23 protein-coding genes and 1 riboswitch are annotated in these 25,516 nt (G+C 67.0%); of the genes, 12 read left to right on the top strand and 11 right to left on the bottom strand.

All coding sequences use genetic code 11. The features are described 5' to 3' along the window. Positions 1 to 149: 149 nt before the first annotated feature. Both BVC93_RS01050 and BVC93_RS01045 read right to left on the bottom strand, forming a co-directional pair. Entirely contained in the window at positions 150 to 674 is a 525-nt protein-coding gene (locus BVC93_RS01050; RefSeq protein WP_083735545.1) for a TIGR00730 family Rossman fold protein, read from the bottom strand. Further along, complete coding sequence (locus tag BVC93_RS01045; protein ID WP_083735544.1) at positions 671 to 1,633, bottom strand: DNA polymerase domain-containing protein; 963 nt, start codon at positions 1,631 to 1,633, stop codon at positions 671 to 673. Before BVC93_RS01045 ends, BVC93_RS01050 begins: the two co-directional genes overlap by 4 nt. 22 nt (positions 1,634 to 1,655) lie before the next feature. Here BVC93_RS01045 and BVC93_RS01040 point away from each other — a divergent pair, with 22 nt between their 5' ends. The 8 genes from BVC93_RS01040 to BVC93_RS01005 are packed head-to-tail and all read left to right on the top strand — an operon-like array spanning position 1,656 to position 10,821. Further along, positions 1,656 to 2,351 (top strand): proteasome protein, encoded by a 696-nt coding sequence (locus BVC93_RS01040; RefSeq protein WP_083735543.1) that lies wholly within the window; start codon positions 1,656 to 1,658, stop codon positions 2,349 to 2,351. Positions 2,352 to 2,403: 52 nt separating this feature from the next. Then, the gene (locus tag BVC93_RS01035) at positions 2,404 to 3,645 is read left to right on the top strand and encodes a hypothetical protein (protein WP_236950199.1); all 1,242 of its coding nucleotides are present in this window, start codon (positions 2,404 to 2,406) and stop codon (positions 3,643 to 3,645) included. Next, on the top strand, positions 3,642 to 4,610 hold the full coding sequence (locus BVC93_RS01030) for a glutamate ABC transporter substrate-binding protein (protein WP_083735541.1): 969 nt from the start codon (positions 3,642 to 3,644) through the stop codon (positions 4,608 to 4,610). Before BVC93_RS01035 ends, BVC93_RS01030 begins: the two co-directional genes overlap by 4 nt. Positions 4,611 to 4,612: 2 nt before the next feature. Next, complete coding sequence (locus BVC93_RS01025; protein WP_083735540.1) at positions 4,613 to 5,749, top strand: hypothetical protein; 1,137 nt, start codon at positions 4,613 to 4,615, stop codon at positions 5,747 to 5,749. After that, the gene (locus tag BVC93_RS01020; protein WP_083735539.1) at positions 5,746 to 7,944 is read left to right on the top strand and encodes a serine/threonine-protein kinase; all 2,199 of its coding nucleotides are present in this window, start codon (positions 5,746 to 5,748) and stop codon (positions 7,942 to 7,944) included. Before BVC93_RS01025 ends, BVC93_RS01020 begins: the two co-directional genes overlap by 4 nt. Next, positions 7,941 to 8,927 carry a protein phosphatase 2C domain-containing protein gene (locus tag BVC93_RS01015; RefSeq protein WP_236950198.1) on the top strand — a complete coding sequence of 329 codons (987 nt, stop codon included), beginning with the start codon at positions 7,941 to 7,943 and terminating at the stop codon, positions 8,925 to 8,927. Before BVC93_RS01020 ends, BVC93_RS01015 begins: the two co-directional genes overlap by 4 nt. Then, complete coding sequence (locus tag BVC93_RS01010) at positions 8,924 to 10,213, top strand: vWA domain-containing protein (protein WP_083735537.1); 1,290 nt, start codon at positions 8,924 to 8,926, stop codon at positions 10,211 to 10,213. Before BVC93_RS01015 ends, BVC93_RS01010 begins: the two co-directional genes overlap by 4 nt. Beyond that, positions 10,213 to 10,821, top strand: coding sequence for an FHA domain-containing protein (locus BVC93_RS01005; RefSeq protein ID WP_083735536.1), 609 nt, complete (start codon positions 10,213 to 10,215; stop codon positions 10,819 to 10,821). Before BVC93_RS01010 ends, BVC93_RS01005 begins: the two co-directional genes overlap by 1 nt. Here the strand turns inward: BVC93_RS01005 and BVC93_RS01000 are convergent. From BVC93_RS01000 to crtI, 6 genes are read right to left on the bottom strand one after another with little or no spacing between them, the layout of a single operon-like run. Then, a complete protein-coding gene (locus BVC93_RS01000) occupies positions 10,799 to 11,809 on the bottom strand; it encodes a DUF5914 domain-containing protein (protein ID WP_083735535.1) in 1,011 nt (336 codons plus the stop codon). The genes BVC93_RS01005 and BVC93_RS01000 overlap by 23 nt on opposite strands. Continuing rightward, the gene (locus BVC93_RS00995) at positions 11,806 to 13,323 is read right to left on the bottom strand and encodes an FAD-dependent oxidoreductase (RefSeq protein ID WP_083735534.1); all 1,518 of its coding nucleotides are present in this window, start codon (positions 13,321 to 13,323) and stop codon (positions 11,806 to 11,808) included. The genes BVC93_RS01000 and BVC93_RS00995 overlap by 4 nt, the downstream gene beginning before the upstream one ends. Next, complete coding sequence (locus tag BVC93_RS00990) at positions 13,320 to 13,631, bottom strand: lycopene cyclase domain-containing protein (protein WP_083735533.1); 312 nt, start codon at positions 13,629 to 13,631, stop codon at positions 13,320 to 13,322. The genes BVC93_RS00995 and BVC93_RS00990 overlap by 4 nt, the downstream gene beginning before the upstream one ends. After that, entirely contained in the window at positions 13,628 to 13,963 is a 336-nt protein-coding gene (locus BVC93_RS00985) for a lycopene cyclase domain-containing protein (protein WP_083735532.1), read from the bottom strand. Before BVC93_RS00985 ends, BVC93_RS00990 begins: the two co-directional genes overlap by 4 nt. 2 nt (positions 13,964 to 13,965) lie before the next feature. Beyond that, positions 13,966 to 14,910 carry a phytoene/squalene synthase family protein gene (locus tag BVC93_RS00980; protein WP_083735531.1) on the bottom strand — a complete coding sequence of 315 codons (945 nt, stop codon included), beginning with the start codon at positions 14,908 to 14,910 and terminating at the stop codon, positions 13,966 to 13,968. Then, complete coding sequence (gene crtI, locus BVC93_RS00975) at positions 14,910 to 16,415, bottom strand: phytoene desaturase family protein (RefSeq protein WP_236950197.1); 1,506 nt, start codon at positions 16,413 to 16,415, stop codon at positions 14,910 to 14,912. Before crtI ends, BVC93_RS00980 begins: the two co-directional genes overlap by 1 nt. A gap of 123 nt (positions 16,416 to 16,538) precedes the next feature. Between crtI and BVC93_RS00970 the strand changes: the two genes are divergently transcribed. Together BVC93_RS00970 and metE are read left to right on the top strand one after the other, a co-directional pair. Then, the gene (locus BVC93_RS00970; RefSeq protein ID WP_236950196.1) at positions 16,539 to 16,976 is read left to right on the top strand and encodes a DUF998 domain-containing protein; all 438 of its coding nucleotides are present in this window, start codon (positions 16,539 to 16,541) and stop codon (positions 16,974 to 16,976) included. Beyond that, a riboswitch (cobalamin riboswitch) is annotated at positions 16,975 to 17,185 on the top strand. It overlaps the preceding gene by 2 nt. Before the next feature lie 99 nt (positions 17,186 to 17,284). Next, positions 17,285 to 19,576: a 5-methyltetrahydropteroyltriglutamate--homocysteine S-methyltransferase gene (metE, locus tag BVC93_RS00965; protein ID WP_083740707.1), complete on the top strand. Its 2,292-nt coding sequence runs from the start codon at positions 17,285 to 17,287 to the stop codon at positions 19,574 to 19,576. Between the two features lie 54 nt (positions 19,577 to 19,630). On the opposite strand, the gene BVC93_RS00960 is transcribed toward metE, so the two are convergent. The 3 genes from BVC93_RS00960 to prpD are packed head-to-tail and all read right to left on the bottom strand — an operon-like array spanning position 19,631 to position 23,150. Next, a complete protein-coding gene (locus BVC93_RS00960) occupies positions 19,631 to 20,734 on the bottom strand; it encodes a bifunctional 2-methylcitrate synthase/citrate synthase (RefSeq protein WP_083735528.1) in 1,104 nt (367 codons plus the stop codon). Further along, a complete protein-coding gene (prpB, locus tag BVC93_RS00955; RefSeq protein ID WP_083735527.1) occupies positions 20,731 to 21,648 on the bottom strand; it encodes a methylisocitrate lyase in 918 nt (305 codons plus the stop codon). The genes BVC93_RS00960 and prpB overlap by 4 nt, the downstream gene beginning before the upstream one ends. Then, on the bottom strand, positions 21,645 to 23,150 hold the full coding sequence (gene prpD / locus BVC93_RS00950; protein ID WP_083740706.1) for a 2-methylcitrate dehydratase PrpD: 1,506 nt from the start codon (positions 23,148 to 23,150) through the stop codon (positions 21,645 to 21,647). Before prpD ends, prpB begins: the two co-directional genes overlap by 4 nt. Before the next feature lie 129 nt (positions 23,151 to 23,279). Here prpD and BVC93_RS00945 point away from each other — a divergent pair, with 129 nt between their 5' ends. Beyond that, positions 23,280 to 24,704: a short-chain fatty acyl-CoA regulator family protein gene (locus BVC93_RS00945; RefSeq protein WP_083735526.1), complete on the top strand. Its 1,425-nt coding sequence runs from the start codon at positions 23,280 to 23,282 to the stop codon at positions 24,702 to 24,704. Positions 24,705 to 24,886: 182 nt separating this feature from the next. After that, positions 24,887 to 25,507, top strand: coding sequence for a superoxide dismutase (locus BVC93_RS00940; protein ID WP_083735525.1), 621 nt, complete (start codon positions 24,887 to 24,889; stop codon positions 25,505 to 25,507). Positions 25,508 to 25,516 lie beyond the last annotated feature (9 nt).

Here is a 25,516-nt window from a genome sequence, read left to right as displayed (position 1 = left end):
GATGACATGGTGGTGGCTGCCAGTGAATGTGAATACATTCACCGGCCGGGTCCCGGCTGGACCGCCGAATGACCAAGAATCACATCGTCTTCGGCGGGGCCGGGGCTGCTCGGGCACCGTGATCCGGTGAGAGCACGTGTGGCTCAGCGTCAGTCGATCATCGCAGGAACTTGCGTGCCGGAGTCGGCGAACACCACCAGCTGATCAAGCGGTCGGGGTAAAAATCCCTCTGTTTCCATCCTGCGCAGCTGGAGGATCAGGCCGTCGTAGAAACCCGCGGTGTTCAACAGGACCACAGGCAAGTCGTGCAACCCGTGCTTTTTCTGTTCCAGTACTTCGGTGGCCTCGTCCAAGGTGCCCAACCCGCCTGCCATGACGACAATGGCGTCGGATCGGGCCAACATCAACGCTTTTCGCGCGGCCAGGTCGGTGGTCACCACCATCTCGTCGGCATCGGGGCGGGCCAGATGCCGCAGAAACTCCACCGAGATGCCGAGCAGCCGGCCCCCGTGTGCCGCAACGCTGTCGGCGAGCACCCGCATCAAACCGGTGTCTGACCCGCCCCACACCAGGGTGTGCCCGCCTGCTCCGATCGCGGCACCCAGCTCGACAGCCGCGTCGGTATAGCGCGCGTCGAGATCCGCCGCCGACAGAAAGACACAGATGTTGCTCACCGCGCGTCGCCTTCGCGTCTGGCCTTGGCTCGCCGCTTGCCCTCGTGCATGGCGGCCACCCGTGCCACCGGAATGGTGTGGCCTTGCTCGATCAGGTCGGTGGGCAGCTGTTGCGCGGCGGGCATGCACTCGGCCCACGGGTCGTGGCCGTCCAGCGCGTCGACTGCGGTGCGCACGGTGAAATCACCCGGATTCACCCGCTCCAGATCCGACCAGGCCAGCGGGAACGACACGGGTGTGCCCGGCCGCAACCGTGGACTGTAGGCCGCCGCCACGGTGGCGCCTCCCGCGCGGGTGGCGTCCACAAAGACCTTGCCGGCACGGTCCTCCACGATGAACGCGGTGGTGGCCAGGTCTGGGTCCAGCGCCTCGGCCCTGGCGGCAAGCGCACGGGTGGCCGCGGCAACGTCGTCCACCCGGGCCGAACCGTCGATCGGCACGAAGACGTGCACTCCGCGCGAGCCGCTGGTCTTCAGCGCACCGGACAGTCCGCTGTCGGTGAGCGCCTGGCGCACCAGGTGTGCGACGGCTACCACCGCCGAGAAGTCGGAACCGTCGGGCGGATCGAGATCCAGCACCAGATGTGTCGGGCGGTAGATGTTGTCGGTCAGTCCCAGTGTCGGGTGGTACTCGATGGCGCGCTGGTTACCGAACCACAGCAAGGTCCGGCGGTCGTCGCACACCGCGTAGTGGATCTCGCGCTTGGAAGTTTCCGCCCACATCGGCACGGTCCGCACCCATTCCGGGGTGTACTTCGGCACGTTCTTCTGCATGAACGGCGCACGTCCGCGCAGTGCCCGCAGCACCGTCAGCGGACGGTCCGCCAGCACCGGAACCAAACGATCGGACACCGCGTCGAGGTAGTCCAGCAGGTGACGTTTGGTGGCACCGGAGTCGGGGCCCAGGGGCTGGTCGAGATTCGTCAGCTCGACCCCGGCACGCTCCTCGTGCACTGTCATGGCCTCACCTTACGGTGGAGTCATGACTGTGGTTCTCGCCATCAAATGCGCCAACGGCATCGCCTTGGCATCGGACTCGCAGATCACCGATCCAGGCCGCGGGCTGAGTTATCCGGCCCAGAAGCTCCACCCGCTCGGTGCCCACGCGGCGTGGGGCGGCAGCGGCTCGCGGGCGGTGCTCTACGACATCGAGCAGATCTTCCGGGAGGAGGCCGATGCCGTCATGGAGGCCCGCAACATCGGTCATGCGTTGCAGGCCAAGGCACTTCCGGTGTTCCAGCATCACTACGACGCCTTCATCGAGGACGTTCCCGGGCAGCAGAAGGCGGGCACGCCGGCCACCTATCTGCTGGCCGCCGGATACGTCGGAGACCAACCGTTCATCATCGACCTGGATCCCAACGGCCTGCTCGGCCATCACGAAGAAACCGGCTTTCAGGCCATCGGCAGCGGCGCTCCGATGGCGCAGCAGGCCCACGCGCTGCTGGCTCACTTCCGGATGACCGAACGCGATCTCGACCATGGTGTCGTTGCCGCATTGCGTGTGCTCGATGCCTTGGACGCCTCCTCTCCGAGTGTGGGCGGCCCTATGGACATCTGCCGGCTGACACCGGACGGCGCCCACCACCTGAGTCCGGACGAGGTCGACGCCGTTCGCAGTGACGTCGCTCGTTGGGTGGAATTGGAGCAGGGAGCCCTCGACCGGCTGTTCGACTGACCGCGCCCAGCACACCCGGATACCATCTCGCTGACGGATGGGGGTGAAGGCGATGGCCACACCGCGCACGGTGGACACCCGCGCCTCGATGGCGTGGCTGCGGCGCTTCGCCGGTACCACTCCCGGTGTGCTGAGCCTCATCGCCGTGCTGTTGGCCGGAGCCTGCGTGTTGACCGGCGTGGTGAGTGGCGGCCAACTCGATTCCAGGATCGCCCGGCACGACGCGGTGCTCGACCGGTCCGAGCCGCTGGCGTATGCGGCGCAGGACCTCTACGCCGAACTGTCAGCTGCCGACGCTGCTGCGGCGGCGTCGTTCCTCTCCGGCGGCATCGAGACCTCGGAAATGCGCGACCGCTACAAGGGCGCGCTTGCCGATGCTTCCGCGGCACTGGCCGATGTCACTGCGGGTGCCACTGATATCGCCACCAGAACCGCCGCCGCCGACATCTCTCTGCAGTTGGCCACCTACGCAGGTCTCGTGGAGTCGGCGCGGGTCAACAACCGGCAGGGGTTTCCGGTCGGCTCGGCCTATCTGCGTGAGGCATCGGCGTTGATGCAGAACTCGCTGTTGCCGGGAGCGCAGCAGATCTTCGAGGACAAGATGGCCGCCCTCGACCGGGACCAGCGAGCGGTGGGGTCGACGCCCATCGTCACGCTGGTGCTTCTGGTGCTGGTGATCGCGGCGATCGTGGTGAGCTCGGTGATCGCCACCAGACGGACCAACCGGACGTTCAACCTGGGGCTGCTGGTTTGTGCCGGCCTGGTGGTGGGGGTGGCCGGCTGGGTGTTGATCGCCACGGTGCTGGCCGGCGCTGCCATCAACGACGGCCGGGCTCAAGGGAATCGCTACTCCGACCTCGCCGAGGCTCGCATCCTGGTGCAGCAGGTGCGCACCGACGAGACGCTGCAGCTGATCGCTCGCGGCGACATCACGGCCTCGGAAAAGTCGTTCAACGAGCGAATGGCCCGGCTGCAGGAGCAATTGCAGGACCCGGACCTACAGGCGTGGGGTGAGAGCCACCGCCGACACGTCGAGTTCTATCTCAGCGGTGACTACGGCGCCGCCTTGAACCAGGCCATCGGCCCCGATCCGAACGCCTCGGCCGCCCAGTTCGGTGCTGTCGAAGCCGACTTGCGAGACGGCATCGAAGAGACCAGGGCCGCACTGCGTGACGATGTTGCCCGGGCCGGGAACGTCTTGTCCTGGAGTCCCACCGCAACGCTGGTATTGATGGTGTTGGCGGCTGCGGCCGCCGTGGTCGGACTCTGGCCCCGGCTCAAGGAGTTCCTGTGACGCAATGGGCAACACTGGTCGTCACCGCCGTGGCGGCCGTGACGCTGGCGGGATGTTCGTCCTCGGCACCCGAACAGCCGGTTGCGGTCTCGCCGGTGTACCCCAGCCCGGCCGGCGCCCAGGATGTCACCGAGGTACCGGCGACGCCGCCCGTGGACTGCGACCGAGAGGCCAGCCTGCGGCCCGGACCGCTGCCCGCGCCGGGGGCTATGCCGCCGGGATCGTCGATGGCCGCAATCCAGGAGCGCGGTCGTCTGGTGGTGGGGGTGGACCAGAACACCTTCCTGTTCGGTTTCCGCAACCCCTCCACAGGTCAGCTCGAGGGCTTCGACATCGACATCGCGCACGAGATTGCCCGCGCCATCTTCGGCGATCCCGACCGGGTCGACCTGCGGGTGGTCGACGCCAGCCAGCGAGAAGCGGCGCTGCAGTCCGGCCAGGTGGACTTGGTGGTGCGGACGTTCTCCATCACCTGCGCCCGCAAGCAGAACATCGGCTTCTCCACTGTGTACTACAACGCCGAACAGCGGGTGCTTGCCCTCAAAGGAGCAGGAATCGATTCCGCGGCAACCGATCTCCTGGGCAAGAGGGTGTGCGCGGTCAACGGCACCACGTCCATGGCGACCCTGTACAACCTGCAGAAGCGCCCCGAGTTGGTCGGGGTGAGCAGCTGGACCGACTGCCTGGTGATGCTGCAGCAGGGGCAGGTGGACGCCATCAGCACCGACGACGCCGTGCTCGCTGGGCTGGCCAGGCAAGACCCCACCGTGGAGATGATGGGCGACAGCCTGGGTGTCGAACCGTATGGAGTGGGAGTCAGGTTAGAGAATGTCGACCTGGTGCGGTTCGTCAACGCCGTGCTGGAGCGCATGCGTGACGACGGCACCTGGGAACGGCTCTATGCCCGTCATCTGCAGAGCTTCGGCCCCTCACCCGGTCCGCCCGCGCCGCGGTACCAGGACTGAGCATGCTCAGCACAGAGGAGATCGACCGCGAACTCGATTCGCGCGCCAAGGAAGTCGCGGCGATGTCGGCCACCATGGTGGAGCTGGACAATCACCCGGGGTTGACGCATGTGCGGCACTACCCGCCGACCGGACTGACCGCTCAGCGGTGGGCGGTGATCGAGAACGTGCTGGCGCAGCTCTGGCAGGACCTCGGCCGGATGACCACCATCCTGGACGCGGTGCAGGCCAAGCGGGGCCGGGCACGGCTCGACGACCAGGAGCGGGCCGAGCTGACTCGGCTGCTGCGCGAGCGGCACTACGAGGTGTCCCGGCAAGCGGTGCCCCTGGCGCAACGGAAGATCGGGGGATCGGCGGAGACGGTCGAGTACGTCGGCCTGGCCGACACCGCCGAGCGCATGCAGGCCACGTATCCGGCGGTCGTGGAGTTTCTCGACTCCGTGGACGCGGCCAACAACCGGGTGGCCAGAGGACTTGCCCCCTTGCAGAAGCAGCTGGAGAACGCCGGCGCGCCCGTCCCGCCCGAACTCGCCGAGCTGCTGACACTGTCGGCCAATGATCCGTTGTCACTGGAACGACACGACGTGGACGCTCGGCTTGCGGTAATCGCGGACAAGGTGCGGACCAGTGTTGCCGAGGCCGCCGAACTCGCAGCGCTGCAAGCCAACTGGCCGCTGGCACTGGCGGAGGCCGCGGCCCGGCTCAACCTGTTGCAGAGCGCGGTGACCGAGGCCGCCCGGGCCAGGATCGAAGCAGAACGCACGGTGATCACCGGCGCCTTCCCGGTGCGCGACGACGCCGAACCGGAGCTGCGCGCCGCGTTGGCCGCCCTGTCGACGCCGGATCCCGCAGCGCTGCGGGCGCTGCGGATGCGGATCGACGATGCCCTGCACAGCGCCCGTCACGATGCCGAACTGGCCCAGGGCCTGCTGGACCGGCGCTCCGAGCTCAAAGGCAGATTGACCGCCTACGAGGCCAAAGCGGCCCGACTGGGCCTGGGCGAGGACCGGGATCTGCTGTCATGCGCGCAGATCGCGTCCGGGTTGTTGTCACGGCGGCCCTGTGATCTGCGTGCGGTCACCCGCGCTGTCGCCGACTACCAGGAGTTGCTCACCGAGAAGCGGGGGAGTACGCGATGACGTGTGCGGAACCAGGATGTGACGGCACCGTCGTCGACGGCTACTGCACTGTGTGCGGCACCGCGCCCGCCGCCGAATCGACAGCCCCCGAAGGCACCGCTGCCATGGTGCAACCCAGTGTCGCCACGGCGCGGTCGGCGGCCACGGCCAGGACCGGGTCCAGCCGGTCGTCGAGCACGCGCGGCCGCCTCGGCGCAGGCATCGTCACTATCCCGCGGGTGCCCAAAGGTGATCCGGCCGCGGCTATCCTCACTGATCCTCAAGTGCCCGAACGGAACCGGTTCTGCGGCAATCCTGACTGCGGCAAGCCGGTGGGGCGCGCCCAGAACGACCAGCCGGGGCGTACCGAAGGTTTCTGCACCCAGTGCGGCACCCCGTACTCGTTTGTGCCCAAGCTACGCCGTGGTGATCTGGTGGGTGGCCAGTACGAGGTGCAGGGCGCCATCGCCCACGGCGGTCTCGGTTGGATCTATCTGGCGGTGGACCGCAACGTGCACAACCGGTGGGTGGTGCTCAAGGGCCTGATCAACACCAACGACGCCGATGCCATCGCCGCAGCGGCGGCGGAGGTGCTGGCCCTGGCCGAGGTGGAACACCCCAACATCGTCAAGATCTACAACTTCGTCCAGTACATCGATCCCACGGGTGCGGCCGTCGGCTACATCGTGATGGAGTTCGTCGGGGGCACCTCGCTCAAGCAGATCCGCAAGACGCTGGGGGCCCCGCTGCCGCCGGACCAGGCGGTGGCCTACATCATCGAGATCGCCCCGGCCCTGGGTTACCTGCACTCCCAGGGGCTGGCCTACTGCGATTTCAAGCCCGACAACGTGATGCAGAGCGACGAACAGCTCAAACTGATCGACCTCGGCGCCGTCATCCGCATGGATGACACCGAGGGTTCGCTGTTCGGCACCGTGGGCTACCAGGCCCCCGAGGTAGCCCAGACCGGACCCACCGTGGCCAGCGACGTCTACACCGTGGGCCGGACGCTGGCCGTGCTGGTGATGGACGTGCCACAGGAAAAGGGCCATTTCGTCGAGACCTTGCCCGGACCCGAAACCGTCCCGATGCTGGCGAAGTACGAATCGCTGCACCGGGCCATCCTGCGGGCCACCGATCCCGACCCCGCCCAACGTTTCTCGTCCATCGAAGAGATGGCCGACCAGCTGACCGGCGTGCTGCACGAGATCGCCGCCATCAACACCGGGGTCGAGAAGCCCAGGGTGTCACACTATTTCAGTCCCCAGCGGGCGGTGTTCGGCGCAGGTGTGCCGCTGACGGCCGCCGACCTGGTGGTGGCACTGTCGGTGCCGGTGGTGGATCCCGGCGACAGCGGTGCGGTGCTGCTGGCCACCACCAGTGGCGCCTCGCCCGCGCAGCTCGAACAGGCGCTAACGCTGTCGCGAAGTGGCACCAGCCAGGACGACGCCTCCTCGGTGGAGATCCCGCTGCGGCTGGTGCGGGCTTCTCTGGAACTGGGCAACCCGGCAGCTGCCAGGGCACGGTTGACCAAGCTGAACACGGTGATACCCAACGACTGGCGGTTGCGGTGGTACACAGGCCAATGTGCGCTGTTGGAAGGCGATTTCGAACAAGCCGAACTGGAATTCGACGCGGTGCTGGCCTCATTGCCCGGCGAGCTGGCGCCCAAGGTGGCCATCGCCGCGGCGGCCGAACTTCGCGGCGGCCACGACCGCGCGCTGCGCTACTACGACGTCGTGTGGCGCACCGACCGGGGCTACGTCAGCGCCGCGTTCGGATTGGCACGTGAGCTGGCCCGCCGTGGTAACCGCGCGGGGGCCATCGCGGCACTGGACCGGGTGGCGCCCACCTCGGCGCTCTACACCACCGCACGGGTGACGGCCGTGGAGATACTGCTCGCCGGCGCCACCATAGACACCATCGACGAACCGACTCTGGTGGATGCGGGCACCCGCACCTCGGCGCTGACGTTGGAATCGGCTGCGCGGCGGGCGACCACGGAACTGCGCGTACTGGGTGCGGCGCTGGCCTGGCTGCAGGCAGGCCGCACGCCGAGCACCCAGTGGCTGCTGGGGGTGGAGTTCACCGAGCCGGGCGTCCGCTCGGTGATGGAGCGCAGCTATCGCGACCTTGCTCATGAGACGCCGGATGTGTGGGAGCGAATCAGCTTGGTGGAGAAGGCGAATCAAATCCGACCCAGGACAACGCTGTGAGCACGTGCCGCAGCTGCGCTGCACCCGTTGCGCCCGCCGACCGGTTCTGCGGTGGCTGCGGGACGTCGTTGGCCGACATCCGTCGTGTTGCGGTGCCACAGCCACTGAAAGACGACGGCGGCGCCTGCGCGGACTGCGGCAACAGCACCTTCACCGACGGCTACTGCAGTGCCTGCGGGCACCGGCGCGCCGCGCCCGATCGTGTTGAGGCCGAGATCGCCCCCATCGTGCTGGTCACCGACCGTGGCATCGAGCACCACCGCAACGAAGACGCCGCTGCCGCCGGGGTACTGGCAGGCAGTTCAACGGCTTTCGCGATCGTCGTCAGCGACGGGGTGTCCACCTCCGAGGACGCGCAACTGGCATCGTTGGCCGCCGCCACCGCCGGGGTGGACACGATGCTGACGGCGCTGAGCGCCTCGAGCGATGCCCGCGCGGCCATTCTGGCCGGACTGACCCAAGCCGCCGAAGCCGCCGCCGCCGCGCACACCGGCTCGTCGACGTCCACCTCACCGTCGTGCACCTACACCGCTGCGGTGGTGGTACCCGCAGACGACGGTACCGCACAGGTCGCCCTCGGCAATGTCGGCGACAGCCGGGCATACTGGTTGCCCGAGGATCCCACGGCGGCACAGCAATTGACCGTCGACGACTCACTGGCCCAGGAACTCATCAGCACCGGCCTGCCGGCCGACTCCCCGGCGGTGCTGCGGGGTGCCCACACCATCACCCGGTGGCTGGGGGCCGACTCCGAACCCCAGCCCTGGGCTGATTCCAGCGTGCAGACCCTCACCCTCACCGGACCCGGAACCCTGTTGTTGTGCAGTGACGGGCTCTGGAACTATCTGCCGGGTGCCGCGGATCTCGCCCGTTTCTGTGCTGCCGAGTCCTCGGCGGCACAGGCGCTGGTGGAGTTCGCCCTGGCAGCAGGAGGTCAGGACAACATCACCGTCGCACTCATCCCGATCGGAGGAGCCCAATGAGTTCACCGCAGGTGCAAGGTATCTCCGTCGAGGTCGACCACAACCCGTACCTGGCCGAAGGCAGCGGCACCGTCGATGCCATCGTCAGCGTCAGCGCGGGATCGGGCATCGAGACCGCGGCCCCGCCCACCGAACGGATCGAGGCCATCGTCATCGACACCTCCACGTCGATGCTCTCGCCGTCGTCGAAGTTCGACGGGGCCAAGCGCGCCACCCTGGCGGCGATCAACGAACTGGTGGACGGCACCTACTTCGTCATCGTCGCGGGGTCGGACAAGGCGCACAGTGTCTATCCGGCCGACGGTGCCCTGGCGCAGGCTGATCCGCGCACCAAGGCGGAGGCCACCCGGGCCGTCGACGCGCTGCGGCCCAAGGGTGGCACCGCCATCGGCAGGTGGTTGGCCCACGTCCGTGGCATCGTCGAGCAGCGGCCCGGCGCGCTGGCGCACGCGATTCTGCTGACTGACGGCAAGGACGAGCACGAGACCCCCGAACAGCTGGGCCAGGAAATCGGATTGAGCGAAGGAGTGTTCACCTGCGACTGCCGTGGCGTGGGCACCGACTGGGTGGTCGAGGAGCTTCGCGCCATCGCCTCGGCATTGCTGGGCACCGTCGACATCGTGGCTGACCCTGAAGACCTGGCCGAGGATTTCGCTGAGATGATGCGCTCATCGATGGGCAAGTCGATCGCGGCGATGACCCTGCGGCTGTGGACTCCCGCTGGTGCCCGCATCGAGTTCGTCAAACAGGTGGCACCCACCGTCGAGGACCTGACCGGACGTCGCGTCGACACCGCAGCGCAGACAGGGGAGTACCCGCTGGGCGCCTGGGGTGCCGAGGAGCGTGACTACCACGTGCAGGTGGAGGTCGAGCCCGCCGCGGTGGGGCGGGAAAAGCTCGCCGCCAGAATGACTGTCGTCGCAGGCGACCAGGTGCTGGGTGAAGGCTTGGTCAAGGCGGTGTGGACCGCGGACTCGGCGCTGTCGGCGCGCATCAGCAGACGGGTGGCGCACTACACCGGGCAGGCCGAGCTGGCGCAGGCCGTGCAGGAGGGCTTGAGTGCACGCAAGAGCGGCGACGTCGCGACGGCCACCGCCAAACTGCAGCGGGCGATGGAACTGGCCGTGGAATCCGGCAACGACGGCACTGCCACCCTGCTGCGTGGTGTTGTCGAGGTGGACGAGAAGACCGGGACCGCACGTCTGAAGCGGGAAGTGGCCGCCGCCGACGAGATGGCCCTGGACGCCAGATCCACCAAGACGGCCCGGGTGCGGAAGGAGTCCTGATGCCGACCTGTGTGGAGGGACATACCTCGACGGCCACCGATTACTGCGATGTGTGCGGTTCGGCGATGTCCGCTGCCCCACCGGCACCTGCGGCACAGGTGTGTTCGGCGTGCGGTGCGACGATCAACGGCCGGTTCTGCGAATCCTGCGGCCACGACTCGGCGCTCCCTGCGCCCACGCCCGCTCCCGTGGCGCCGTCGACTTCGGTGGCGGTGTGGACGGCTGTGGTGGCCGCCGACCGGGAGTTCTACAACCGGGTGCTGGCCCGCGGCGGACCTGACACCGTGGGCTTCCCGCAGTTCTTCCCCGAGCGTCGAATCACCCTGCAGCAGAGCACGACTCTGATCGGCCGACGCAACGTGGGGCAGGGGGTGGAGCCGGAGATCGATCTGGGTATCCACCCCAGCGACCGCGGCGTCTCCACTCAGCATGCCGTGCTGCGGGTGCGTGGTGACGGGTTGACCATCACCGACCTGGGCTCCACGAACGGTACCAGCCTCAACGGTAGCGAGACGCTGCTGGCCGAAGGCCAGGAGACCACCCTGGCCGACGGCGACCGTATCCACGTCGGGGCGTGGACCACCATCACCGTGGTGTGTGGTCCGTGAGGGTGCGCAGCGCGTAGATCCGTTCGGCGTACACCAAGTCGTCGCGCCACAACCGGGTGGCGGCGTGGCGCATCAGGGGCGCCACCAGCGCCGAGGCGCGAGGGGCGTGCACGAAACCCGGCCGGTCCGAATGCGCGATCACCGCCTCGACGACGGCGGTGCGTGGGCGTCCGTCGGGGCCGGGACCCAGCGGGGTGGCGTGCGTCTCCACCACACTTCCCGAGCCCTCACCCTCGACGATGTGCATGACGATGGTGCGTGGCTCAGGGCAGCTGAACTCGGCGATGACGGGCACCCCCAACCGTCCGATGTGAAACGTCACCGCGACGACGAAGCGATCCAGGTGTTCAGGCAGGTCGGCTTCGGGCGGCGGAGCGTCGAGCACCTCGAGGCGGGTGAACGAGTACGGGTGAAACCATGCGCCGTGCCAAGGGTCCAGCCTGTTGGCGATGATGTCCCGCGTCTCGCACAACCCGCTGAGACGCGTCACGGCGGACAATCGCGGTTCCGTTGGCCGAACGGGCAGAATCGGTGTTTCCGTGGGTGTTTCGCCACCCACATCGTCGAGGCGCACCCAGGCCAGCACACCGTCGTCATGGGCCGGAAACGGCGCCCAGCCCTGCCGGGGGTGGCCGCTCAGCCGCAGGCCGTGCCACGGGCACACCAGCGCACCGCGGTCCACGACGCCGGTGCACAGATCGGCGCCCAGATGCGGGCAGGCGGCGGGTGCGACGTGCAGCGTTGTGTCGGTGTCGCGCCACGCCACCAGCTCACGCCCGGCGACGCTGACGGCATGGGGCTTGGACCCGATGTCGCCTGCGGCGGCGATGACATACCAGTTGCCGCTCGGGCGCTCGAGTGCCCGTCGCAGAGCCGAGTTGATGATGGCCGGGTCGGCATCGCGCCAGGTGGCACGTTGCTGCGCCCAACGCACCCGCGGAAGTACCTGAAACGGTGTGGCTTTCGACGCTTTACGCAACAGGTTCATCGGTTCACTCTTCCTGCCAGCTTGCTCAGCACCGGCATCCGGCCCCGCGTCGGGACGGTGTGGATGGGATGTCCGGCGATGCCGAAGCCGTGCAACAGTGCGTTGGCGGCGCAGAAGCCGGTGGTGGCGGCACGTTCCATCAGCGCCACCGGCAGATCCACCCGGATACCATCGCCGGCGAGCACCAATCCGGGCGTCGGGGTGTGCACGCCCGGGCGGTCGGCGAAGTCGCCGGGTGCGAACCGTGGACAATCGGCGCGTCGCAGTATCCGCTCGGCGATCACCTGCGCCCCGGCGGTCTCGGGGAACAGTTGACGCAGGCGATCCAGCAGGGGTTCCCGTAGGTCGGGTTCGTCCTCGCCGACTGCATAGGAGTGCAGTTCCACCACCGATCCTCCGGTGCTGCGTGCCCAGTCGGCGGCCTGCTGCTCGTAGCGCTCCAGCACACTCACATTGTCCAGCGGTTCCAGCCCGCCCGTGCCGAGAAACGCTGGTCGATGAGGATGTACGGGTCGGTCGAGCCACAATCGGTGCACCACGAACGGCGCCGCGCGACCCATTGCCGCCACCCGGTTACGCCAGTGGTGATCGCCGAGTCCCGGGGAGGCCGCGGTGATGCGCTGTAGGCCTTCGACATCGGTTGCCATCACCACCGCGTCGACGGCGATGTCGTGGCCGCTGCCGCAGTGCACGTAGAACTCGTCGCCGGCGTCGATTCTGTCCACGCCGGTGCCGGTGCGGAACGTCACGTCGAGGTTCTCCAGATACTTCCTCAGCGGATTCCACAGCGCGACATCGAAGTTGGAGTCCGCGACATCGAAGATCAGACCCTCCGACGAGCCCAGGAAGTAGATGTGGAACATGGTGGCCAACTCGGCGGCCGACAGCTGCGACGGCCGGGCGAAGAAGCTGCGGGAGAACACTTCGAAAGCCAGATGCCTGGCCGCCTCGGGAAAGTTGATGGCTGCCAGGAATGCTTCTGCATCGGTGTCGTCGAGTCGCCGGTAGATCTCCGGTACCGACACCGCAGCCAGCGGTGCGGCAGCCCGGGCGTCGAGGCGGATCAGGTCCCGAAGCCGAAAAGTGGGGCTGCGCAACGCGAAGGCGATGGCATTCAGCGGTGGTGACGTGGGCAGTCCACGAAAGGTGTCGCGCCGGCCGTCCCCGTCCACCAGTGGGTAGTCCTGCACCGCGGTGAGCATGCCCAGATCCGGATCGACACGACGCAGTACTGCGCGCAGGTTGTAGTACTGCCGGAAGAAGGCGTGGAAACCTCGGTTCATCGCCACGGGGGTGCCGTCGTCCAGCACCTCGGTCCACGCGCCGACCCGGCCACCGAGATGATGTTCGCGTTCCACGATCTGGACACGCACGCCGCGCTCAGCCAGCGCGGTGGCCGCGGTCAGCCCGGCGATGCCTGCGCCCACCACTGCCACCCGTGGCGGACGGTCGAGCGTTGCAGCGTTCGGCAGTCCCCGGGGCGCGGGGTGTTCGACGCGTCTGCGGTCACTCATCGGGATTCCTTGGTGCGGGAGCGTTCCCAGAGCATCAGCACAGCGGTGACCATGGCCCATCCGAAGAAGAAGTCCTCGACGGGAATATCCCACGGTATGCGGATGCCGGTGGTGTGCTGTTCGTCGTAGAGGACGATGGGGGCGCTCAGCTTGGTCAACCACCCGTCCACCGGGATCTGGAAGCCCAGCACGATGACCATCGAGATCCAGTAGACCGGTTTGCGGAAGATACCGGTGCGCAGCACTTTCCATTCCAGGACACAGACCACGATCACGGCGACGGCGGTGGGCAGGGTGTAGCCGATCACGTGCGTCGCACCCGCGAACGCTTGCGCAGCCGGGCCACAATGCCCTCCACCGCCGAATAGGTGAGCAACCCACACATCGGGATCACCAGGAAGAACAGCAGTTCCTCCAGCGGCACCGGCCCGATGTGGACGCCGGTGATGTACTGCGGGTTGTAGGACCAGATGTCAGCCAGGATGGCCACCAGATCCCAGGCGATGAACACCGCGGCCACCGGCAGGATCGCCCGTGCCGCCCTACCGATCTGGCGGTACACCCCGGTGCCGAGGAACTCCAGCGGCGCGGTGATGGCCAGGCAGGCCGCCAGCACCAGCAGGTACTGCCAGCGGTCCATGCTCACGCCGCCCGGGTGTGCCGGCTGCGCCAGGCGTCCAGCAGCCCCACTGCCGCCACCTGTAGACGGCGGCGGTTACCGACGGTGGCTCGTTGGCCGAACACCAGGAAACCCATGTCCTCGACCCGGTCCAGGATCTCGGAGTAGAGCGTCAGTGCCGCCGTGATGCAGGGTCGAGAGCGCGGATCCAGCAACGGGATCCCTTGCTCGGCAACCGAGTACACCTCACGGGTGATGGCGACCTGCTCGGTGAGTGCCCGCTGCACCCGCGGATCGGTGACACGATTGTCGTGGCACCACTGCAGCAGATCCCGGTCCACACCGTGCGCCGCGAGCTCGTCGGCGGGCAGGTAGACGCGGCCGCGATCGAGGTCCTCGTCCACATCGCGGATGAAGTTGGTGAGCTGGAAGGCCGTGCCCAACGCCGCGGCATACGTCGCCGCCTCCTCGCGGGGACCCACCGTGCCCAGCACCGGCAGCATCTGCAGGCCGATCACCTCGGCCGAGCCGTGCATGTAGCGCTGCAGCGCTGGCCGGTCCGCGTAGTCGGTGACGGTCAGGTCCATCCGCATGGAGGTCAGGAAATCGTCGAACAGGTCCCAGCTGATGCCGAAGGTGCGGGCGCAGTGCACCACAGCGGACAGCGCCGGGTCATCCCCGTCGGCTTCATCGTTGACCAGACGGTTGAACAGCTGGATTCGCAGGCGCTCGAGCAGTTCCTGGCGCTGCGCGATGGTGGCGGTGGAGTCGAGATCGTCGAGGATGTCATCGGCGCGGCGGGCGAACCCGTAGAGCGCGTGTACGGCGGGACGCTGGTCCGGCGCCAGCAGGCGGGTGGCCAGAAAGAAGGTGCGGCCGTGTTCGGCGTTCAATTCGCGGCACACCCGATAGGCCTCGCGCAGTTGGGGGTCGTGGACGCCTGCGGCATCGAGTTCAGAGCTGAGCATCAGCGCACCACCATCGTCTGTTGTCTGCGGGAAGGAGAACCGGTGAGCCGCTCGGCGGCCAGTCGGCCGGAGATCACCGCCGTCGGGACGCCGACTCCGGGCACGGTGGACGACCCGGCGAGCACCACGTTGTCGATACCGCGGATCCGGTTCGCCGGCCGGAATGGCCCGGTCTGGGTGAAGTTGTGCGCCAACGCGAACGGGGTGCCTGCGGCCATGCCCTGCCGGGCCCAGCCGGACGGATCCACGACGTCGAGCAACTGGGGGTCCTCGATCAGGCCGGGAAGCCGGCGGTCCACCGTCTCGATCATCTGCTCGGTGTAGGCGGGACCGATCGCCGACCAGTCGATGGTGCCGACCTCGGTGTTGGGGGCAGGAGCCAGCACATAGAGCAGGTCGCGGCCCTCGGGTGCCAGTGTGGGATCAGCGACGGTGGGTCTGGTGACCAGCAGCGACGGATCCGACATCACCGTGCCGTGGTCGATGATCTCCCGGAAGGTGTCGCGCCAGGCGTCTCCGAACAGGATGTTGTGGTGGGGAAGGTCTGAACCTGTTGCGCGGCAGCCAATGTGCGCCACCACGGCGGATGGCGCCGGACGCAGGCGTAGCAATCGACGCGGCGTTCGACCGAGCATCCGGTAGGTGTCGGGCAGTTCGGTGGTCAACACCACGGCGTCGGCCGCGAACCGCTCGCCGGTGTCGGTACCCACGGTGCTGACCACGCCGCCACTGTGTATCAGCTCGGTCACCGAAGTGCCGTAACGGAATTCGACTCCTGCGGCGCTGGCTGCGGCAGCCATGGCGTCCGGCACGGCACGCATGCCGCCCCGCGGGAAGTACACCCCGGCGACCGTGTCCATGTAGGCGATGACGGCGTACACCGCGAGCGCCCGCTGCGGCGGCACCCCCGCATACAGCGCCTGGAAGGTGAACACCCGCTGCAGGCGCTCATCGGTCAGGAATCGCCTGACCACGGAGTCCCAGCGGCGAAACCCGCCGATGGACAGCAACCGCAGCAAATCGGAGTTCACCAGCGAAAGAGGTGATTGGAAGTTCGATCCGATGAAGCCGTCGAACTCCACGTCGTAGAGGCGGGTGAGCCATTGGCGCAGTTGCAGATAGCCCTGCGCCTGCTGCGGGCCGGCGAAGCGTTCCACCTCGGCGGCCATGGCCGCCGCATCGCTGTGTACCTGCAGTGCGGTGCCGTCGGCGAAGGAGGCCCGGTATGCCGGTGCCACCGGGATCAGGTCCAAGCGGTCGGCACTGGATTCGCCCACTGCGGCGAAGGCGTCGTCGATGATCTCCGGCATGGTCAACACGGTGGGCCCGGTGTCGAGCCGGTAGCCGTCGATGTCGGCTCGGCCCATCCGTCCGCCGGGGTGGTGGCCGCGCTCCAGCACTGTGACCGCGACACCGCGGCCGGCAAGGTGCATGGCAGCAGAGAGCCCGGAAAGACCAGCTCCGACCACCACCACGCGGCGGGGTTGACGGAAACGCAGGGTCACGAAGGTCCTCCCGGGCTACAGACAGTGCGAAGGAAGTTCCCGTTCTGGCCAGGTCGAAAACATCGCTTCTCGGGTACCAGAAACGCTGTGGACTCGGGGCGAACGGCAGCTGGCTGCTGGATTGTGGGCGCGACTGTCTACCTGGCCTCCGAAGCTCTTGCAGCAAAGGCACTCCCAGGCTACAGCTACCTGTATAACTACCTCAGCGACCTCGGCGTCGCAACCGTTATGAACGTCGGGTTCGTGGTTCACGGTGCATTGTTCGCAGTCGGAGCCGTCGTTGTCACCCACGGAGCGGAGCCGGTCCTGACCAGGCGCGGTTTCGTCGCGGCCGCCGCGGTGAATGCGCTGGGCAACGTGGTCATCGCCGTGTTCCCGAGCTACCTCGACACCAAGGTGCCGTGGCACGGTATCGGCGCCGGGCTCGCCATCATCGGTGGCAACCTGGCCCTCGTTGTGGGTGGTGGCGCCGGCCGCTGGTCCTGGTGTCGGTCGGTGTACCCGATCATCGTCTGGGAGTTGGTCACCGCGGTGGTGCTGCTCGCGGGACGTTCGCGGTAGTGTTCCCGGTGCAGCTGGTTTGCCTTTGACATCCGTCAAGGGCATCGCAAGAGGGAACCCGGTGAGAATCCGGGACTGTCCCGCAGCGGTATGCAGGAACGACCGCCGTCAACGGCACTGATGTCAAGCATCGGGAAGCGACGGCCAGTAGGAGCATCCACGGATGCGCGCCTGTGAGTCCGAAGACCTGCCAGTTGTGCCGGGCGCGCCGCGTCCGGCGGCGCATCGCCTCGTGGACTGGGCGTATGGCCGGCGTGGTGATCCCTTGCGTCGTGCAGGTGGTCGGTCCGGCGGTACGGCCGTGGGCGATGGGCACTCCGTCGTACCGAAGGAACCATCCCGTGTCACCGACCTTCTCCGCCACCGTTCTCGGTTCACCCCGGATCGGGCCCAACCGCGAACTCAAACGCGCCACCGAGAACTACTGGGCCGGCAAGATCAACCGCGCCAAGCTCGAGGCCGTCGCCTCGGGTCTGCGATTTTCCACCTGGGCGGCCCTGACCGCCGCAGGCCTGGACTCGATTCCGGTCAACACGTTCTCCTACTACGACCAAATGCTGGACACCGCGGTGATGCTGGGTGCGCTGCCGCCCCGGGTGGCCGTCGTCGACGACGATCTGGACCGCTACTTCGCCGCCGCTCGTGGTACCGGGGAGATCGCCCCACTGGAGATGACCAAGTGGTTCGACACCAACTACCACTACATCGTCCCGGAGATCGGCCCGTCGACGACCTTCAGCCTCCACCCCACCAAAGTGCTCGGTGAGCTCGCGGAAGCGCTGTCACAGAAGATCGCCGCTCGCCCGGTGGTGATCGGGCCCATCACGTTCCTCGCGTTGGCCAAAGCCGTTGATGGTGGTGGTGATCCGATCGAACGGCTCGACGATCTCGTTCCCCTGTACATCGACCTGCTGGGCCGGTTGTCCGCAGCGGGCGCTTCGTGGGTACAGCTCGACGAACCCGTGCTGGTCACCGACATCCTCTCCAACGCCGCAGGTCTCGCGGAGTCCGTCTATCGCCGTCTCGGTGAGGTGGCCGAACGACCGTCGATCTTCGTCTCCACCTACTTCGGCGGACTCGACGCGGCGCTGCCCGCGCTGGCCCGCACCCCGGTCGAGGCCATCGGCGTCGACTTGGCGGCAGGCAGCGAGCAAGCCGTGACGGCGGTTCCCGAACTGGCGGAGAAGCTCGTCGTCGCCGGGGTGGTGGACGGGCGCAACATCTGGGCGACCGACCTGGAGAAAGCGCTCGGCGCGCTCAACGCGCTGGTGGGATCGGTCGGCGCGGTAGCGGTGTCCACGTCGTGCTCGACGTTGCACGTGCCGTACTCGCTGGAGCCGGAGACAGGGCTGGACGACGCGCTGCGCAGCTGGCTGGCGTTCGGTGCCGAAAAGGTCCGCGAGGTGGTCACGTTGGCGTCGGCGGTGCGCGGTGAACGCGATGAGGACGTGTTTGCGGCTTCGGCGGCGGCGGTGGCGTCGCGCAGATCGGATGCGCGGCTGCACAATGCCGACATCCGCGCAGTGCTCGGCACGGTGCTGGCCGCGGGTCTGCACCGAGGTGCCGCCCCGGAGCGCCGCGCCGCGCAGGACGCCCGGCTGCGCCTGCCCGTCCTTCCCACCACGACCATCGGCTCGTATCCGCAGACCACGCAGATCCGTCAAGCGCGCGCCGCCTTGCGGGCCGGGGAGATCGACCAGGCCGAGTACACCCGGCGGATGAAGGCCGAAGTCGCCGAAGTCATCACACTGCAGGAAGAGCTGGGCATCGACGTCCTGGTACACGGAGAGCCCGAACGCAACGACATGGTGCAGTACTTCGCCGAGCAGCTCGACGGCTTCTTCGCCACGCAGAACGGTTGGGTGCAGTCCTACGGCACCCGGTGTGTGCGACCGCCGATCCTCTACGGCGACGTGGTGCGGCGGCGGCCGATGACGGTCGACTGGGCCACCTATGCCCAGTCGCTGACCGACAAGCCGGTCAAAGGCATGCTGACCGGGCCGGTGACGATTCTGGCCTGGTCTTTCGTCCGCGATGACCAGCCGTTGGCGGACACCGCCAATCAGATCGCGCTGGCGATCCGTGACGAGACGGTGGATCTGCAAACAGCGGGCATCGCGATCATCCAGGTCGACGAACCGGCACTACGGGAGTTGCTGCCCTTGCGCGTCAAGGACAAAGAGGAGTACCTGCGCTGGGCGGTGGCTGCGTTCCGGCTGTCGACGTCCGGGGTCAGCGACTGCACCCAGATTCACACGCACTTGTGCTATTCGGAGTTCGGAGAGGTGATCGGGGCCATCGCCGACCTGGATGCCGACGTCACCTCCATCGAGGCGGCCCGCTCGCACATGGAGGTGCTCGACGACCTGAACGCGATCGGCTTCGGCAACAGCGTGGGACCCGGTGTCTACGACATCCATTCGCCGCGGGTGCCCACCACCGAGGAGATGGCCGTGTCGTTGCGTGCCGCGATGGCTGCTGTGACTGCCGAGCGGTTGTGGGTCAACCCCGACTGCGGGCTCAAAACCCGTCGCACCGAGGAGGTGAGGGCCTCGTTGCGCAACATGGTGGCCGCCGCCCGACAGGTACGCGCCGAGTAGTTCATGCGATTTGGGCGTGATTCCCACCGCTGCGCGGTGGGAATCACGCCCAAATCAGAGCGCCCGCTGCGGCGGACCCGAATACTCGCTCAGCGGCCGGATCAGGGCATTGGACGCGGCCTGCTCGATGATGTGCGCGGTCCAGCCGGTGATGCGGCTCATCACGAAAATTGGTGTGAAACTCGGAATGTCGAACCCCATCAGGTGGTAAGCAGGACCGGTGGGGAAGTCGAGATTGGGCTTGATTCCGGTGGTGGCCGCCATGGCGCGCTCCAGCACCTCATAGATGTCCAGCCAGCGTTGGCCGTCGCGCACCGCTGCCACCCGGACCAGGGCTGCCTTCATCGTCGGCACCCGCGAGTCGCCGTTGCGGTAGACCCGATGGCCGAACCCCATCACCTTCTGCTTGCGGGACAGCCTGGCGTGCAACCATTCCGCGGCCCGGTCGGCGCTGCCGATGGCGAGCATGTCATGCATGACGGCTTCGTTGGCGCCGCCGTGAAGTGAGCCCTTGAGCGCACCGATGGCTGCGGTGACGGCGCTGTAGATATCCGACTGGGTGGACGTCACCACCCTTGCGGCGAAAGTGGAGGCATTGAAGCTGTGCTCGGCGTAGAGCACCATCGACTGCTCGAAGGCTTGCACCACCACCGGTTCGGGAACGGCGCCGAAGCACATGTTCAGGAAGTTCTCGGCATAGCTCAGATGACTGTGCGGGGCAATGGGTTCGAGCCCGCGCCGACGGCGCATGTCGAAGGCGACGATGGTGGGCAGCACGGCGAACATCCGCAGCGATGTGGCGTGGTTGGTGGACGGGTCGTCCTCATCGGGGTCCTCGGCACCCAGATAGCTGATGGCGGTGCGCACCACGTCCATCGGATGGCAGGTGTCGGGAAGCTTGGCCAGCAACGACTGCATGGAGCGGTCCAGTCGCCGCGCCGCCCGCTCCCGCTGGGAGAACAGCTCCAACTGATGCGGGGTCGGCAGCTCTCCGTTCCACAGCAGGTAGGCGACCTGCTCGAAACTGCACTGCGCGGCCAGGTCCTGCACCGGGTAACCGCGGTAGGTGAGCGTGTTGGTCTCCGGAACCACCTTGGAGATGGCCGTAGTGTCCACGACGACGCCGGCCAACCCCTTGTGGATGGTGGGTGTGCTCATGTCCGCGCTCCTTGCAGGGCGAAATTGTAGATGTCGGAGTCAAACTCGTTGTAGTCGGCGTAGCGCAGCAGTTCGTAGAGTCGGCTGCGCTGCTGCATCCGGTCCAGGATCCCGGATTGTGTTCCCGTCGAATGGATCTCGCGGAGTCCGGTCTCCACGGCGTGCATCGCCAGTCGCAGCGTGGATACCGGGTAGATGACGACGTTGTAGCCGATGTCGGCCAGCTGCCGTGTGGTGAGCAGATCGGACTTGCCGAACTCGGTCATGTTCGCCAGCAGCGGGGTCTGCACGGCGGCCCGGAACTGTTCGAAATCGGCCGGCGTGGTGAGTGCCTCGGTGAAGATGAGGTCTGCTCCGGCGTCGGCGTAGGCCTTGGCACGCTCGATGGCCGCGGGCACCCCCTCGATGCCTGCGGCGTCCGTCCGTGCACAGATCACGAAGTTCGGATCGCGACGAGCAGATACCGCTGCACGCAGCCGCTTGACCATCTCCGATGTGGGCACCACCGCCTTGCCGTCGAGGTGACCGCAGCGCTTCGGGTTCACCTGGTCCTCCAGGTGCAGGCCGGCAAGTCCGCAGTCTTCGAGCACGGTCACCGTGCGGGCAGAGCTCATCGGTTCGCCGAAGCCGGTGTCCGCGTCGATCAGGGTCGGCAGATCGGTCACGGCGGCGATCTGAGCTCCGCGCGCGGAGACCTCGGACAACGTGGTCAGGCCGATATCGGGTAGGCCCAGGTCCGCCGACAGCACGGCCCCGGAGACATACACCCCCTCGAACCCGATCTCGGTGACCAGCTTGGCCACCAGCGGGGAGAATGCGCCCGGAAAGCGCTGCAGCTGACCAGAGTTGAGAACGGTACGGAAGTGGGAACGCTTCTGGGCCGCGGACGTGGAGGCGGCCAACAGCCCGGTCACCGGAAGATCCCGGACGGAATCGTCGGCGCCTTGTCCAGCACCCGCGGATCCACCAACGGGTTCAACCCGCCGAGGGCACCGGCCTCGAGTTCGCTGACTCGGGCCACCACATCGAGGAAGCGTTGTTGTTCACTCGGTTCGATGACGCCCTCGGCGAGTTCGGTGAACTTGGCAACGTACTGGTCCCGCTCGAACGGACGGGCGCCCAGGGGATGCGCGTCGGCCACCGCCAGCTCGTCGACGATCACTGTGCCGTCGCGCAGTGTGATCTCGGCGCGGGCGCCGAATGCCTTCTCACTCGGGTCTTCCGAATGGTAACGACGCGTCCATTCCGGATCCTCGACGGTGGAGATCTTGCGCCACAGCGCGACGGTGTCCGGCCGGTGTGCGCGCTCGGGCGCGTACGACCGCTCGTGATGCCAGGTCCCGTCCTGCAGGGCCACCGCGAAGATGTACATCACCGAGTGGTCGAGGGTTTCGCGGGAGGCACCGGGATCGAACTTCTGTGGGTCTCCCGAACCCGTGCCGATGACCACGTGGGTGTGATTGCTGGTGCGCAGCAGGATGGACTCGATCTGGTCGAAATCGTCTATGCGGTTGCGCATCCGGCGGGCGAGGTCGATCGGCGCCTGACTCTGGTACTCGGCGGAGTGCTCCTTGGTGTAGCTGTCCAGGATGGCCCGTTTCGGTTCGCCGGGTTCGGGCAGTGGTACCTGGTAGGTGTGGTCGGGGCCGCCCAGCATCCAGGCGATCACTCCGTCTTCGCCCTCCCAGATCGGGGCGGGTGCCCCTTCGCCCCGCATCGCGCGGTCGACGGCCTCGATCGCGACTTTGCCTGCATAGGCCGGTGCAAAGGCCTTCCAGCTGGAGATCAGGCCCTTGCGCGACTGTCGGGTGGCAGTGGTCAGGTGCAGCGCCTGGCCGATGGCGGCGTAGATGGTGTCGGTGTCCAGGCGCAGCATGGTGCCCAGTCCCGCCGCCACCGCCGGGCCGAGGTGTGCCACGTGGTCGATCTTGTGCCGGTGCAGGCAGATACCTTTCACCAGATCGATCTGGACCTCGTACGCGGTGGCGATACCGCGGATCAGGTCGGAGCCCCGCACGCCCAGTTGCTGAGCCACGGCCACCAGAGCCGGGATGTTGTCACCGGGATGCGAGTAGTCGGCGGCCAGGAAAGTGTCGTGGAAGTCCAGCTCGCGGACGGCCACACCGTTGGCCCAGGCGGCCCATTCGGGCGAGTAGGTTCCCTCGACGCCGAAGACGGTCGCGCCTTGTTTGGTCCGGTGCGCCTGTGCCTGCGCACGTGCGACGGTGACCGGTCGGCGGATCACCGATGCTGCCGACACCGCAGCGTTGTCGATGATGCGGTTGAGCACCATCGCTTCGGTGTCCGCGGGTACCGCGACGGGATCGGCGGCCAGTTCGGCGAGCTTCCAGGCCAGATGCTCGGATCGAGGGAACTGATCGGCGCTACGTCGGGTCCGTACTTCGTGATTACGCATGATCCGCACGCTAATCCCGCAGCGCAAAGTGCGAAATGGCCTGTAAGGGCGTAATCATGTGTCCTTGGGCGGGCTGTTTTGCGAATGTTGTGTAAGCGCGGTGCGGTACCGTGAGCGGCTGGAGGCATCATGGCCAAGACATTCGCGGGCGCCAGGTTGCGGCGACTGCGTGAAGAGCGAGGTTTGACCCAGGTGGCACTGGCTCGCGCCCTGGATCTGTCCACCAGCTATGTCAATCAACTCGAAAACGATCAACGCCCCATCACGGTGCCGGTGCTGCTGACGCTGACCGAGCGATTTGATCTGCCGACCCACTACTTCGCTCCGGACTCCGACGCCCGGCTGATCTCCGACCTGCGTGAGATTCTCGCCGAGAGCCCCGCCACGGCTGCCCAGATCGAGGAACTGGTGGCACGGATGCCAGAGGTGGGCAAGGCGATGGTCAGTTTGCACCGCCGATTCCACGATGTGACCGCCGAGGTCGAGGTGTTCCGCGGCAGGGCCAGCGGCGACCCCAATACGGCTGCGCAGCAACCGATGCCGTTCGAGGAGGTGCGTGACTTCTTCTACGACCGCAAGAACTATGTGGCCGACCTGGACATGGCGGCCGAGGCCGTGTTTGCGGAAAACCGGCTACAGATCGGTGGTCTTGACGCGCAGTTGGCCGACCTGTTGGCTGCCCAACACGGCATCACCGTGCAGCTCGACGACGGGAATGTATTGTCGCCCAACGTCAAAAGGTGGTATCGCGTGGATACCAAGACCTTGTACGTGGCACGCTGGCTGCAGCCGGGGCAGCGCGCTTTCCAACTCGCCACCCAGCTGGCGCTGCTCACCCAGGATCACGTGATCACCGCTTTGGTGGCCTGCGACGACCAGCTCAGTCCGGAGGCCAGGGGAGTGGCACGGATCGGGCTGGCGAACTACTTCGCCGGCGCGCTGCTGTTGCCCTACCGGCGTTTTCTGGCCGAGGCCGAGTCGCTGCGCTACGACATCGACCAACTGGCCCGCCGCTTCGAGGTGGGTTTCGAGACCATCTGTCACCGCCTCTCGACGATGCAGCGCACCGACGCGCGGGGCGTGCCGTTCATCTTCGTGCGCACCGACTCCGCCGGGAACATCTCGAAACGACAGTCGGCCACCGCATTTCACTTCTCCCGGGTGGGTGGAAACTGTCCGCTGTGGGTGGTGCACCATGCCTTTTCCCAGCCTGATCAGTTCCTCACGCAGGTGGCGCAGATGCCTGATGGGCGGTCGTACTTCTGGATTGCCCGCACCACGACCTCCACCCCGAGCAGCTACCTGGGGCCCAGGAAGAGTTTTGCGATCGGCCTGGGATGCGATCTGGCCCATGCCGAGAAACTCATCTACTCGGCGGGCATCAATCCGGCCGACCCCGACGCCGCGGTGGCGATCGGAGCGGGGTGCAAGATCTGTGATCGCCCGGCCTGTCCGCAGCGGGCGTTCCCGTACGTGGGCCGGCCGGTGCGCGTCGACCCGCACTCCAGCAGTGACCTGCCGTACCCGCCGGCCGACGTACTCACCTCGAATTGAAATGAGCTGCAGCGCAGCAAGTTAGCACGGTCGGCCGCGCCGCCATGCCTCGCCACGAGACGACACCGATTGCTGCATCGACGGGCGGGCGGCCGGACCGCTACATCAAGCTATCACAACATCTGAACATCCAGACAGGTATTCTCGAAAGGTCGATCACGGTGACGAACGAAGGGAAGCGCATGGCGGAGTACACCCTGCCCGATCTGGACTGGGACTACGGCGCTCTGGAGCCGCACATCTCGGGGCAGATCAACGAGCTGCACCACAGCAAGCACCACGCCACCTACGTCAAGGGCGTCAATGACGCGGTGGCCAAGCTGGAGGAGGCCCGCGCGGGAGACGATCACGCCGCGATCTTCCTGCACGAGAAGAACCTGGCGTTCCACCTCGGTGGGCACGTGAACCACAGCATCTGGTGGAAAAACCTGTCGCCCAACGGCGGCGACAAGCCCCAGGGTGATCTCGCGGCCGCCCTCGATGATCAGTTCGGGTCGTTCGACAAGTTTCGCGCCCAGTTCACCGCGGCGGCCAATGGCCTGCAGGGGTCGGGTTGGGCGGTGCTGGGATATGACAGCCTCGGCGATCGACTGCTGACCTTCCAGCTGTATGACCAGCAGGCCAACGTGCCACTGGGCATCATCCCGTTGCTGCAGGTCGACATGTGGGAGCATGCGTTCTACCTGCAGTACAAGAACGTCAAGGCTGATTACGTCAAAGCGTTCTGGAACGTGGTGAACTGGGCTGACGTCCAGAATCGTTACGCCGCCGCCGTCAGCAAGACAAACGGCCTGATCTTCTGAAGCCGACGC

The sequence above is a fragment of the Mycobacterium sp. MS1601 genome, from assembly GCF_001984215.1.
Lineage (GTDB): Bacteria > Actinomycetota > Actinomycetes > Mycobacteriales > Mycobacteriaceae > Mycobacterium.
This window is presented reverse-complemented; position numbering and strand designations above follow the sequence as displayed.